General features: G+C 70.8%; 12 protein-coding genes. 10 read left to right on the forward strand and 2 right to left on the reverse strand.

What is annotated here, in order from left to right; translation table 11 throughout:
• Positions 1-4: 4 nt before the first annotated feature.
• Positions 5-841 carry a helix-turn-helix domain-containing protein gene (locus tag ACWGJB_RS10795; protein WP_453379830.1) on the reverse strand — a complete coding sequence of 279 codons (837 nt, stop codon included), beginning with the start codon at positions 839-841 and terminating at the stop codon, positions 5-7.
• Positions 842-1,018: 177 nt separating this feature from the next.
• Here ACWGJB_RS10795 and ACWGJB_RS10800 point away from each other — a divergent pair, with 177 nt between their 5' ends.
• From ACWGJB_RS10800 to ACWGJB_RS10810, 3 genes are all read left to right on the forward strand, one after another.
• The gene (locus ACWGJB_RS10800) at positions 1,019-1,423 is read left to right on the forward strand and encodes an ATP-binding protein (RefSeq protein ID WP_453379831.1); all 405 of its coding nucleotides are present in this window, start codon (positions 1,019-1,021) and stop codon (positions 1,421-1,423) included.
• A gap of 88 nt (positions 1,424-1,511) precedes the next feature.
• The gene (locus tag ACWGJB_RS10805) at positions 1,512-2,363 is read left to right on the forward strand and encodes a PhzF family phenazine biosynthesis protein (RefSeq protein WP_453379832.1); all 852 of its coding nucleotides are present in this window, start codon (positions 1,512-1,514) and stop codon (positions 2,361-2,363) included.
• 157 nt (positions 2,364-2,520) lie between these two features.
• On the forward strand, positions 2,521-3,693 hold the full coding sequence (locus tag ACWGJB_RS10810; RefSeq protein ID WP_453379833.1) for a trans-sulfuration enzyme family protein: 1,173 nt from the start codon (positions 2,521-2,523) through the stop codon (positions 3,691-3,693).
• Positions 3,694-3,706: 13 nt separating this feature from the next.
• On the opposite strand, the gene ACWGJB_RS10815 is transcribed toward ACWGJB_RS10810, so the two are convergent.
• A complete protein-coding gene (locus ACWGJB_RS10815) occupies positions 3,707-4,150 on the reverse strand; it encodes an Lrp/AsnC family transcriptional regulator (RefSeq protein WP_453379834.1) in 444 nt (147 codons plus the stop codon).
• A gap of 170 nt (positions 4,151-4,320) precedes the next feature.
• Between ACWGJB_RS10815 and ACWGJB_RS10820 the strand changes: the two genes are divergently transcribed.
• From ACWGJB_RS10820 to ACWGJB_RS10850, 7 genes are all read left to right on the forward strand, one after another.
• A complete protein-coding gene (locus ACWGJB_RS10820) occupies positions 4,321-5,622 on the forward strand; it encodes an amidohydrolase family protein (protein WP_453379835.1) in 1,302 nt (433 codons plus the stop codon).
• A 160-nt stretch (positions 5,623-5,782) separates the two neighbouring features.
• Positions 5,783-6,226, forward strand: coding sequence for a nuclear transport factor 2 family protein (locus ACWGJB_RS10825; RefSeq protein WP_453379836.1), 444 nt, complete (start codon positions 5,783-5,785; stop codon positions 6,224-6,226).
• A gap of 167 nt (positions 6,227-6,393) precedes the next feature.
• Entirely contained in the window at positions 6,394-7,176 is a 783-nt protein-coding gene (locus tag ACWGJB_RS10830) for a VOC family protein (RefSeq protein ID WP_453379837.1), read from the forward strand.
• Between the two features lie 176 nt (positions 7,177-7,352).
• Positions 7,353-8,222 carry a PhzF family phenazine biosynthesis protein gene (locus ACWGJB_RS10835; protein ID WP_453379838.1) on the forward strand — a complete coding sequence of 290 codons (870 nt, stop codon included), beginning with the start codon at positions 7,353-7,355 and terminating at the stop codon, positions 8,220-8,222.
• A 242-nt stretch (positions 8,223-8,464) separates the two neighbouring features.
• Positions 8,465-9,520 (forward strand): LacI family DNA-binding transcriptional regulator, encoded by a 1,056-nt coding sequence (locus ACWGJB_RS10840; RefSeq protein ID WP_453379839.1) that lies wholly within the window; start codon positions 8,465-8,467, stop codon positions 9,518-9,520.
• Positions 9,517-11,043 carry a sugar ABC transporter ATP-binding protein gene (locus ACWGJB_RS10845; RefSeq protein ID WP_453379840.1) on the forward strand — a complete coding sequence of 509 codons (1,527 nt, stop codon included), beginning with the start codon at positions 9,517-9,519 and terminating at the stop codon, positions 11,041-11,043. Before ACWGJB_RS10840 ends, ACWGJB_RS10845 begins: the two co-directional genes overlap by 4 nt.
• Positions 11,033-12,979, forward strand: coding sequence for an ABC transporter permease/substrate-binding protein (locus tag ACWGJB_RS10850; RefSeq protein WP_453379841.1), 1,947 nt, complete (start codon positions 11,033-11,035; stop codon positions 12,977-12,979). The genes ACWGJB_RS10845 and ACWGJB_RS10850 overlap by 11 nt, the downstream gene beginning before the upstream one ends.
• Positions 12,980-13,094: the final 115 nt, after the last annotated feature.

Here is a 13,094-nt window from a genome sequence, read left to right on the forward strand (position 1 = left end):
TGCCTCACAGCTCTTTCGCCAGCCGGTAGATAAAGTCACGCGACCGTTCGGAGTCGAGTGATACAGCTTCCACCTTACGGAAGCGCGTTCGAAAGACGCTGAGCTGTGCTTCGGAATCGATGAAGGCCGAGCCGTGGGGCACGTCGCGCACGACGGTGTCCAGCTTGAGGAGAGGGCCGCCAACGTGCGTCATCGTGCTGGCCGCCCTGCCGAAACCGTCCAGGTCAAACGGGATGACACGCACGGTGATGTTTTCGGCTTGGGAAAGCTCCACCAGTTTAACGAGTTGGGCCCGGGCGGCAGCCCGGTCGCTCACCCTGATACGAAGGGCGCACTCATGGATCACCAACTCGTACGGGATGGTGAACCGCTGCCGTCGCAGCCGGTGGCCTAGACGCAACTCCAGTTCACCGTCCGTGAGTTCAGGCACCCTGCTGGAGAAGACGCCGCGCGCATAGTCCTCCGTCTGCAGCAGACCCGGAACGTACAGAACCGCCACCTCGCGCATGAACGTAGCGTGGTGCTCCAATTCCGCAAGGTCCAAGAACGACGTGGGTAGCAAGCCCCGATACTCCTCCCACCAGCCGCGTGTCCGGTCGGTAGCCATGACGACCAGGGCGTCGATGAACTCCTCGTCCGTGCAGGCGTAGTGGGATGCGAGGCGCCGCAGCCGCTCCTCGCTCACACCCGCGAGTCCCGATTCAATGTGACTCATCTGGGCGCGATTCGCCCCAAGCAGCGCTGCCGCCTCGATGGCCGTGAGCCCCGCCGCCTCGCGGAGTCGGCGCAGTTCGACGCCCAAGCGCATCTGACGTGCGGTTGCTTCGCGCCTCAGCGGCATCGATTACTCCTCGTTCGGGTCGGATTACGCGATCGGCTTGCTCGGGTACACATGTTAGCCCTACCGTCAGTGACGCACCGCTCACGCATCGGAAGTGCACCGCCCCGTCCTGCCACGACGGCCGCGGCAACGCCACCGCGCGTGAAACTCCCCCACGAACACCGGAGTTGATGACGCATGCCCGAAGCCTGGGAGTACACGCTCACCATCCCCAACGACCTCCGTGCTGTCACCGTCAGCCGGCACACGCTCAGACTGATCCTCGCCGCGCACGGGCTGACGCGGTTCCTCGATGTCGCCGAACTCCTCGCGACCGAGTTGGTCTCCAACGCCGTACGGCATACGAAGGGGCCTGCGGCCCTGCGGGTGCGGTGGTCGCCGCCCGGGACCCTGCGGATCGGCGCGTGGGACGCGGACCCGGAACCGCCGGAGCCGCCCGTGCCGTTGGAGGGACTCGGGGAGGCGGAGGAGGGGCGGGGGCTGGCGCTCGTACGGGCCTGTTCGGATCTGTGGGGGTGGCAGCCGCTGTCGAGATACGGCAACCGGGGGAAGTACGTGTGGTGCGAGCTGGCCGCGGCGTAGAAGGCAGTCCACTTTGTCGTGACTGGCCATGTCCCGACCGTACGGGCGCCCGTTGTGATGGGGCCGACTCCGTCACCGAGAGGCCGTGATGACCATGCCGCCGCGCAACCGCCCGTTCGTCCAGGTCGACGTGTTTTCGCCAAGTCCCTATCGCGGCAACCCGGTAGCGGTCGTCCTCGACGGGGCGGACCTGGCAGACGAGGAGATGCAGCGGCTGGCGCGGTGGACCAACCTGTCGGAGACCACGTTCGTGGTGGCCCCCACCGTCGCGGAGGCGGACTACCGGCTGCGGATCTTCACGCCCGACGGCGAGCTGCCGTTCGCCGGGCACCCCACCCTCGGCTCGGCGCGCGCCTGGCTGGACGGCGGCGGTGTGCCGCTCCACACCGACCGCATCGTGCAGGAATGCGGCGCCGGCCTGGTCACCGTGCGCCGCGGCGACGGCGTGCTGTCCTTCGCCGCCCCGCCGCTGCTGCGGGACGGCGCGCTCGACGACGGATACCTGGCAGAGATCGTGGCCGCGTTCGGCATCGGACGTGACCGGGTCCTCGCCCACCAGTGGGTCGACAACGGGCCGGGCTGGGCCGTGCTCCGGCTGGCCACCGCCGAAGAGGTGCTCGCCCTCGAACCCGACCTCTCCCGCATCCCGACCGCGATGGTCGGCGCGATCGGCGCCTACCCCGACGGTTCCCCGCACGACTTCGAGATGCGGACGTTCGCGCCCCGCTGCGGAGTGCCCGAGGACCCCGCCTGCGGCAGCATGAACGCCGCCGTCGGGCAGTGGCTCACCGCCACCGGCGCGGCCCCCGCCGCCTACCGGGTCTCGCAGGGCGCGCGGGTGGGACGGGCCGCGACCATCGAGGTCACCGCCGACGCGGACGGCACCGTGTGGGTGAGCGGTGCCACGACCGTCTGCGTCCGCGGCACCGTAGCTCTTTGATGAGCACAGAATTGCTCAATTCTCGGCTCTAGCACAATCCTGAACCCCGCTACGGGCGCAATATGCTGCCAACATTGCTCGGATGCGCTCGCCTTCGCGGTTCCGTCGGCCACGCTCGACGGTGTCGTACCGACGGACCACGGAAGGGCACGCAACCATGCCGGGCACCAGCACAGTCACCGTCCACGCCGATCGCGAGGTCCTTCCACATCGCGCGGTGGCACCGCCCATCTACCAGACGGCGGCCTTCTCGGCCCCGGACGGCGAGACGTTCGCGCGGGCTGCCGTCGACCCGCGCGGCCAGGACTTCTACACCCGCTTCGGCAACCCGAACCACGCGCAGGCCGCGGCCGTCGTCGCGGAACTGGAGGGGACCGAGGCGGCCATGGTGACCGCGTCCGGGATGGCCGCGCTCACCACCGCCGTACTGGCCCTGGTGTCCGCCGGTGACCATGTCATCGGGCAACGGTCCACCTACGGCGGTACCGCGTCGGTCCTGCTCAACCTGCTGCCCCGGTTCGGCGTGTCGACCACACTGGTCGACCAGACCGACCCGGAGGCGTTCGAGAAGGCGCTGGCCCCGCACACCCGCCTGATCCTGGTGGAGACCCCGAGCAATCCGCTGCTCCAGATCACCGACCTGCGCGCCGTCACGGACCTGGCCCGCGCGCACGACGTGCCGACCATGGCCGACAACACCTTCGCCACCCCGCTGAACCAGCGCCCGGCGGACTTCGGCGTCGACCTGGTCTGGCACAGCGCGACCAAGTACCTCAACGGCCACACCGACGTCTCCGCCGGAGTGCTGGCCGGTCCGGCCGGACTCCTGGACCGGGTCTGGGACACCGGTCTGCTCACCGGTGCCGTGCTCGGGCCGTTCGACGCGTGGCTGCTGCTGCGCGGGATGCGCACCCTTCCGCTGCGGATGCCCCGGCACAACGCCAACGGCCAGGCGCTCGCGGAGGCCCTGCACGCCCACCCCGCCGTGCGCCGGGTGCACTATCCCGGCTTGTCCTCCCACCCGCAGCACAAGCTGGCCGCGAGCCAGATGAACGGGTTCGGCGGAGTGCTGAGCGTCGAGTTCACCGGCGGCTTCGACGTGGCCGACGCGTTCCTCGGGCGGCTGCGCTACGCCCGCCGGTCGGCAAGCCTCGGCGGCGTGGAATCACTGGCCGTGCACCCGGCGTCCATGTGGCGCGGCATGCTCAGCGACGACCAGCTCGCCGCCGCGGTGCCGCCCGGCCTGGTCCGGCTGGCCGCGGGCGTGGAGGACACGGCCGACCTGGTCGCCGACGTGGTCACGGCGGCCGACGCGGCCGCCACCGCCTGAACAATCCCGGGCTTCACGCGGTGCGGGCGGAGAGCGTCTTCATCGTGACGTAGCTGCTGACCGTGGCGACGCCGGGCAGGTCGGCCAGCCGGTTGGCGTGGAAGGCCTCGTAGGCCGGCAGGTCGGCGACCTCGACCTGGAGCAGGTAGTCGTAGTTGCCGGTGACGTGATGGACGTGGACCACCTCGGGCAGCTGGACGACCGCGCGTTCGAACGCGGCCACGTCGCCGCGGTTGTGCCGCATCAGGCGGACGCCCGCGAACACGCGGAGGCTACGGCCGAGGGCCGCGGGGTCGATCTCCGCCCGGTAGCCGCGGATCACCCCGGTCTCCTCGAGGCGGTGCACGCGCCGCAGGCACGGTGACGGCGACAGACCGACCCGCGCGGCGAGCTCGGCGTTGCTGATCCGCCCGTGCTTCTCGAGCACGGCGAGGATGGACCGATCCACATCATCCATGAGGGCAGATTATTGCTCAGGAACGGGGCTTTCCACCATTCTCCGCCCCTCTGGCCGCGCAATTTCCTGCCAACGTTGCCGGGATCGGCCTCCATCCACACGCCGCTCGGCAAGACTTGTCCGCATCGTCAATCCGGGCAAACAACCACTATTCGTAGAGGAGCTTTCTGATGAGGATCCTGCTTGCCGGCGGCACCGTGGTCAGCATGGACCCGGCCGTCGGCGATCTCGAACGCGGTGACGTGCTGATCGAGGACGGCGTGATCGTCGAGGTGGCCGAGGCGATCGACGCCCCGGACGCCGAGGTGATCGACGCGACCGACCGGATCGTGATGCCCGGCTTCGTGGACACCCATCGGCACACCTGGCAGACCGCGTTCCGCGGTATCGGCGCGGACTGGACGTTCCCCGAGTGGGCGCAGGCCATGCACCGGACGCTGAAGCCCCGCTACCGGCCCGAGGACGTCTATCTGGGCACCCTGCTCGGCCGCCTCGAGGCCCTGCACTCCGGTGTGACCACGATGCTCGACTGGTTCCACTGCGCGCAGAGCCCCGAGCACGCGGACGCCGGTGTCGCGGCGCTGCGGGACGCGCCGGGGCGGTCGGTCTTCTGCCACGGCGCGGGATGGGGCACCGCCGACTCCGTCGAGGCCGAGATCCGCCGTGTGCGGTCCGCGCTCCCCGGCGACGACACTCTGGTCACCATGGCGTTCGGGCTGCGCGGTGCGGAGGACACCTCCATGGACACCGTCGCCGAGGAGCTGAAGCTGGCGGCCGAACTGGGCCTGCGGACCAGCCTGCACGTCGAGTCCGAGGGAATCCGGCGCCCGGTCGCCGACCTGCACGAGCACGGGCTGCTGCGGGACACCACGACGTTCGTGCACGCGAACGGGATCGGCGACGACGAGCTGCGGATGCTCGCCGACGCCGGCGCCACGGTGTCCATCAGCCCGGACGTCGAGCTGAAGATGGGGTTCGGCTGGCCGATGACCGGCCGGATGCTGGCCGCGGGCCTGCGCCCGACGCTCTCCGTCGACGACGTCCCGTCGGTCGGCGGCGACATGTTCTCCACCATGCGCACCACCTACGTCGTACAGCGCGGCCTGGACGGCGGACTCGACTCCCGTGACCTGCTGGAGTTCGCCACCGTCGACGGCGCCCACGCCCTGGGCCTCGCCGCCCGCACGGGCAGCCTCACGCCCGGCAAGGACGCCGACGTGATCCTGTTGCGCACCGACGACATCACCGTCGCCCCGGTCACCGACCCCGCCGGCACGATCGTCGCCGCCGGTCACCCCGGCCTGGTCGACACGGTCCTCGTCGCGGGCCGCGTCGTGAAGCGGGACGGCGCGCTGGTCGACGTGGACCTGCGGGCGCTGCGCACCCGCCTGCGGGAGTCCCGCGACCGGGTCGCGGCGGCCGCCGGCGTCCCGCTGGACGGCACCTGGCGCCCGCAGCCGAACACGGCGTGACCGCAGAGACCGAGTCCGGGCGGGTGGCGCGCGCGGGCGCGGGGCCCCGACGGCCGGACAGCGGGGGGCGTGCTGTTGGCCGAAACAGCCCGCAGGAGCGGCTCGCGTCACGCGATGATGCTGATCGGCAGCCACCTGACGCATCACTGGGGGAGTTCTTGTGAGTCCGAGTCCGCGCGAGGTGTTTCTCCGGCTTGTCCACGGGGTCGCCGACGGGAACTTCGGGGAGTTGCCCGACCTGTACGGCGAGCTCACCGATGTCCGGCATCCGATGGCGACGCCGGAGTCCGAGCCGTTGACGAGCCGACGTGCGCTCCGGGAGCACTTCACGGTGCCGCCGGAGGTTCGGGAGGCCTCACCGAAGAGGCGGGTCGTCGATGTCGTCGTGCACGAGACCGCCGACCCCGAAGTGATCGTCGCCGAGTTCGCCTACGAGTTCACGGCGCCGGACGACTCCACGGCCAAAGTGCCCTGCGTCTTCGTCATGCGTGTCCGGGACGGTCGGATCGTCGAGTCCCGCGACTACATCGACCCGATCCGCACGTACACGGCGCGCGGGGACCTCGACCTCCTCATCACGGCGTTGCGGAAGGATGGCTCCTAAGGCACTCCTAAGGCCCGTCGGACGGATCAGGTCGCAGGAGATCGACGGTGCCGCATCGATGCCGGCGGCCTGCGAATGCAATTTCCCCTTGCGGCCGGGTGGCGGGATCCGCGGTGGGCGGTGAAGGTGGGCGGCGGGAACTTTTTCGCGCGCAGGGAGAACCTGAGATGCCCGAGATCACCACTCCGTACGCGACCGGCACGCCGTGCTGGGTCGACTTGATGGCACAGGACCAGCAGGCCGCGCTGGACTTCTACCGTGACCTGTTCGGCTGGCAGGGCGAGGTCGGCCCGGGCGAGTTCGGGGGGTACGCGGTCTGCACGCTGCGGGGCAAGCCGGTGGCCGGCATCGGTCCCGCCATGGCGCCCGAGGGGCAGCCGGAGCCGCCGACCGTCTGGACGACCTACCTCGCCAGCACCGACGCACCGGCCACTCAGGACGCGATCGTCTCGGCGGGCGGCACCCTGCTGGCCCCGGTGATGGACGTCGGCGGACTCGGCCGGATGCTGATCGCCGCCGACCCGCAGGGCGCGGTGTTCGGGGTGTGGCAGCCGGGCGAGTTCCACGGCGCCGGGCTGGTCAACGAGCCGGGCACGCTGATCTGGAACGAGCTGAACACCAGCGACGTACTCGGCGCCACCGGCTTCTACGGCGAGTCCTTCGGCATCGAGATCCAGCCGATGGAGGGCGCCGACGGGGACTACTGGTCGCTGAACGTCGGCGGCAAAGCCGTCGGCGGTGCCGCACAGCTCGGCGACGACCGGCCCGGCGTCCCGCCGCACTGGCTGACGTACTTCGCGGTGGACGACGTCGACTCCACGGTGGACGCGCTGGTCAAGCGCAACGGATCAGTACTGGCACCGCCGTTCGAGATGATGGCCGGCCGGATGTCGGTGGTCGCCGACCCGCAGGGCGCGACCTTCGCGGTCTTCAAGCCCAAGCCGATGTGACACACCCTCGGTAGCGCAACAGCTCACCGGAGGCACCGGGTTCGGCCCTTCTCTGCCTCGCCTTCCGTACAGTCCGGGACACCCTGGGGTGACCGGCGTACGGGAGGGGGGCGGGGATGGGGACAGGGAAAGGGAGCAGCCGGAATAGCCGTGCGACCGACCCGTGTTGCGCGGTCATGACGACGAACGCACCGCACTCCGAGGTCCTGCGATACACCGCCTTCTCCGGCCGCCCCGAGGGCGGGAACCCCGCCGGTGTCGTACTGGACGCCAGTGGCCTGGACGACGACGCCATGCTGGCGATCGCCGCCGACCTCGGGTACTCGGAGTCCGCGTTCCTGACCGCGCCCCCGGAGGGCCTCGGCGGCGAACGCGCCTACACCATCCGTTACTTCAGCCCCAAGGCCGAGGTGTCGTTCTGCGGGCACGCCACCATCGCGGCCGCGATCGCACTCGCCGAGCGGATCGGCCCCGGCGAGCTGGTGTTCACGACGCGCGCCGGTACCGTGCCGGTCGAGGTGACCGAGGCGGGTGGGACGGTCACGGCCACCCTCACCAGCGTCGAGCCGCACGTCGAGGACATCGCCGACGCCGACCTCGCGGAGGCGCTCGCCGCGCTCGGCTGGCCGGCCGCCGATCTCGACCCGGCGTTCCCGCCCCGGATCGCGTTCGCCGGTGCCCGCCATCTCGTGCTCGCGGCGGCGACCCGGGCCCGCCTCGCGGATCTCGCCTACGACTTCGCACGCCTCGAGGCCCTGATGCACCGCCTGGACCTGACCACGGTCCAGTTGGTGTGGCGGGAGTCGGCCACCGTCTTCCACGTCCGCGACCCGTTCCCCGTCGGAGGCGTCGTCGAGGACCCGGCGACCGGCGCCGCGGCCGCCGCCTTCGGTGCGTACGCCCGCGAGCTGGGCCTGGTCCCCGAGGAGGCCGTCCTCACCCTGCACCAGGGCCAGGACCTGGGCCGCCCCGGCGAACTCACGGTGACCCTGCACGCGGGCGACCCGCGCGTCCACGTCAGCGGCACGGGGACCCGCATCGCCTGACGGGCACCGAAGAGGTCACGCAGGGCCGGTACGCCGACGGGCACCGCAGGAAGCGGACCCGCGGCTTCCGGCCCTGTCCCGTGGGCTTCACGGCGGCGCGCCGGCGCGCCTGGCCGGCGAGAGTCACGATTCGGTTTCGGCCATCTCCCACCCCTTGCCTCACAGCCGTGTAATCGATTCCAATCCTCGGTACGCAATGCGTGTAATCGATTCCACGAGTTCCACGAGGAGGTGGAGCGGCGATGGCGAGCATCAAGGACGTGGCCGCCGCGGCGGGCGTATCCGTCGCCACGGTGTCCCGTGTCCTGAACGACCATCCGTCGGTCAGCGCCGACGCCCGTACCCGTGTGCTGGCCGCCGTCGAGACGCTGGGCTACCGCCCGAACGCCGTCGCCCGTTCCCTGCGCACCGACCAGACCCGCACCCTCGGCCTGGTCATCAGCGACGTACTCAACCCGTACTTCACGGAGCTGGCCCGCTCGGTCGAGGAAGAGGCCCGCGCGCTCGGCTACAGCGTGATCATCGGCAACGCCGACGAACGCCCCGAGCTGCAGGACCATCACGTCCGGACGCTGCTCGACCGCCGCATCGACGGGCTGCTCGTCTCCCCCACCGACGGCGGCTCGCCGCTGATGCTGGAGGCGGCGCGCGGCGGAACGCCGATGGTGTTCGTCGACCGGTGGATCCCCGGCGTCGACGTGCCCGTGGTGCGCGCGGACGGACAGGCCGCCATCCGGGACCTCGTCGCGCATCTGCACGGGCTGGGGCACCGGCGGCTCGCGATCATCGCGGGCCCCGCGGCCACCACCACCGGCAGTGAGCGTGTGCGGGCCTTCCGGGAGGCGCTCGCCGAGTACGGCGTGCCCCTCCCCGACACCTACATAGGCCAGGGCGACTTCCAGGCCGAGAGCGGGCGGCGGGTCACCGAGGGGTTCCTCGACCTGCCCGAGCCGCCCGAGGTCGTCTTCGCCGCCGACAACCTGATGGCGCTCGGCGCGCTCGACGCCGTACGCGCGCGCGGCCTGCGGGTGCCGGACGACATCGCGCTCGCCGCGTTCGACGACATCCGGTGGTTCGTGCACACCGATCCGCCGGTCACGGCGATCGCCCAGCCGACCGGCGAGCTGGGACGCGCCGCCGTGCGCGCGCTGATCGACCGTATCGAGGGGCGGCCTCCGCAGTCCGTCACCCTCCCCGCTCGGCTCGTCGTACGCCGCTCGTGCGGCGCGCACCACGACGGGAGCCACGGCTCGAACCGTGGCGAGAACCAGACCCCTGTGCAAAGGAGCACGTCGTGAGCAACCCGGACGAGTTGCTGCGCATCGAGGGCATACGGAAATCCTTCCCCGGCGTGGTCGCGCTCGACGGCGTCGACTTCGACCTGCGCCGGGGCGAGGTGCACGTACTCCTCGGTGAGAACGGCGCGGGCAAGAGCACCCTCATCAAGATGCTCTCCGGCGCCTACACGCCCGACGAGGGGCGGATCCTGGCCGGTGGCGAGGAGGTGCGCATCCATGGTGCGCAGGACTCCGAGCGCCTCGGGATCGCCACCATCTACCAGGAGTTCAACCTCGTACCCGATCTCACGGTCGCCGAGAACATCTTCCTGGGCCGCCAGCCGCGCCGCTTCGGGATGATCGACCGGAAGCGGATGGAGGCCGACGCCGAGGCCCTGCTCAAGCGGGTCGGGGTGAATGTCTCGCCCCGCGCGCGGGTGCGTGAACTCGGTATCGCGCGCCTCCAGATGGTCGAGATCGCCAAGGCGCTCAGCCTGGACGCGCGGGTGCTCATCATGGACGAGCCGACCGCCGTGCTCACCTCGGAGGAGGTGGAGAAGCTCTTCACGATCGTGCGGCAGTTGCGGGCCGACGGGGTGGGGATCGTCTTCATCACACACCACCTGGAGGAGATCGCCGAGCTCGGGGACCGGGTGACGGTGATCCGCGACGGGAAGTCCGTCGGGCAGGTGCCCGCCGCCACCCCGCAGGACGAGCTGGTCCGGCTCATGGTCGGGCGGTCCATCGAGCAGCAGTACCCGCGGGAGCGGGCCGAGACCGGTGCCGCACTGCTGTCCGTCGAAGGGCTGACCCGGGACGGGGTCTTCCACGACGTCAGCTTCGCGGTGCACGCGGGGGAGGTCGTCGGCATCGCGGGCCTGGTGGGCGCCGGTCGCACGGAGGTCGTGCGGGCCGTGTTCGGCGCCGATCCGTACGACAAGGGGGCCGTGCAGGTCTCCGGTACGGCGCTGAAGCGGCACGACGTCAACGCGGCCATGGCCGCCGGGATCGGGCTCGTCCCCGAGGACCGCAAGGGGCAGGGGCTGGTCCTCGACGCCTCCGTCGAGGAGAACCTCGGCCTGGTGACCCTGCGCCGGGCCACCCGGGCCGGGATCGTCGACCTCAAGGCGCAGCATGTCGCCGCCGAGCGGATCGCCGGGCAGCTGGGCGTGCGGATGGCCGGGCTCGGTCAGCACGTGCGCACGCTCTCCGGCGGCAACCAGCAGAAGGTCGTCATCGGCAAGTGGCTCCTGGCCGACACCAAGGTGCTGATCCTCGACGAGCCGACGCGCGGTATCGACGTCGGCGCCAAGGTCGAGATCTACCAGCTGATCAACGAGCTGACGGCCGCCGGAGCCGCCGTACTGATGATCTCCAGCGATCTGCCCGAGGTCCTCGGGATGAGCGACCGGGTGCTGGTGATGGCCCAGGGCCGGATCGCGGGTGAGCTCTCCGCCGACCAGGCCACCCAGGACTCCGTGATGGCCCTCGCCGTCAGCACCCCCACCACCACAACCGACAAGGAGGCCGGACGTGGCCACTGACACGCTCAAGAGCGGGAACGCGGGCGCCGGTGGCGTCTCCGGCGTGCGCCGGCTGCTCCTCGACAACGGCGCGCTGACCGCGCTGATCGTCCTCGTCATCGCCATGTCGGCGCTGTCGGGGGACTTCCTCACCACCGACAACCTGCTGAACGTCGGCGTCCAGGCGGCCGTGACGGCCATCCTCGCCTTCGGTGTCACGTTCGTGATCGTCGCGGCGGGCATCGACCTGTCGGTCGGCTCCGTCGCGGCCCTGTCGGCCACCGTGCTGGCCTGGAGCGCCACCTCGCACGGGGTGCCGGTCTTCCTGGCCGTGGTGCTGGCCGTCGCCACCGGCATAGTGGCCGGTCTCGTCAACGGCTTCCTCATCGCGTACGGCAAGCTGCCACCGTTCATCGCCACCCTGGCCATGCTGTCGGTGGCCCGCGGCCTGTCGCTGGTGATCTCCGAGGGCTCCCCGATCGCCTTCCCCGACTCGGTCTCGCACCTCGGTGACACGCTCGGCGGCTGGCTGCCGGTGCCGGTCCTCGTCATGGTCCTCATGGGGCTGATCGCCGCCTTCGTGCTCGGCCGGACGTACATCGGGCGCTCGATGTACGCGATCGGCGGCAACGAGGAGGCCGCCCGGCTCTCCGGGCTGCGGGTGTCCAAGCAGAAGCTCGCCATCTACGCGCTGTCCGGGCTGTTCGCGGCCGTCGCCGGCATCGTGCTCGCCTCCCGGCTGTCCTCCGCGCAGCCGCAGGCCGCCAACGGCTACGAACTGGACGCCATCGCGGCGGTGGTGATCGGCGGCGCGTCGCTGGCCGGCGGTACCGGCAAGGCCTCCGGCACGCTGATCGGCGCGCTGATCCTGGCGGTGCTGCGCAACGGCCTCAACCTGCTGAACGTCTCCGCGTTCTGGCAGCAGGTCGTGATCGGTGTCGTCATCGCGCTCGCCGTGCTCCTCGACACCGTGCGCCGCAAGGCCGGGGCGACTCCGGTGGCCGCCGGTACCGGGGGCAACAAGGGCAAGCAGGCGGGCACGTACGCGCTCGCGGCCGTCGTCACCGTCGGACTCGTCGCCGCGACCTCCCTGCTGCACACCGGCTCCTCCTCCGGCAACCCGAAGATGGGCCTGTCCCTGTCCACCCTGAACAACCCCTTCTTCGTGCAGATCCGGTCCGGCGCCCAGGCCGAGGCGAAGAAGCAGGGCGTGGACCTGACCGTCACGGACGCCCAGAACGACGCCTCCCAGCAGGCCAACCAGCTCCAGAACTTCACCAGTTCGGGACTGGGCGCGATCATCGTCAACCCGGTGGACTCGGACGCGGCGAGCAACTCCGTGAAGTCCGCCGACAAGGCCGGCATCCCGGTGATCGCCGTCGACCGGGGCGTCAACAACGCCAAGACCGACGCGCTGGTCGCCTCCGACAACGTCGCCGGCGGCGAGCTGGCCGCGAAGACGATCGGCGACAGGCTCGGCGGCCACGGCAAGATCGTGATCCTGCAGGGCCAGGCCGGCACCTCCGCCGCCCGCGAACGCGCGCAGGGCTTCGCCAACGGCCTCAAGGCCTACCCCGGCATCCAGGTGGTGGCCCAGCAGCCGGCCGACTTCGACCGCACCAAGGGCCTCGACGTGATGTCGAACCTGCTCCAGGCCCACCCGGACGTCCAGGGCGTCATCGCCGCCAACGACGAGATGGCCCTCGGCGCGATCAAGGCGCTCGGCTCCAAGGCCGGCAAGTCGGTCTCGGTGGTCGGCTTCGACGGCACCCCGGACGGCCTGACGGCGGTCAAGAACGGCACGCTGTACGCGTCGGTCGCCCAGCAGCCCTCCCAGCTCGGGAAGATCGCCGTGGACAACGCGCTCAAGGCGATCCAGGACAAGAAGGTCGAGTCGACGATCAAGGTGCCGGTGAAGGTGGTCACGAAGGAGAACGTGGCCGGGTTCACGGGCTGAGGTACCAAGGAGGGGGGGGGGGGGCGGCCGATGGAGCTGCGACCCCCCACCGCCACATACCTCGGTGCTCATTATTCTTTGGGAGTGGACACCAGAGAGGGGGGGGGGGGCGGCG

Source organism: Streptomyces sp. NPDC054813 (genome assembly GCF_053611365.1).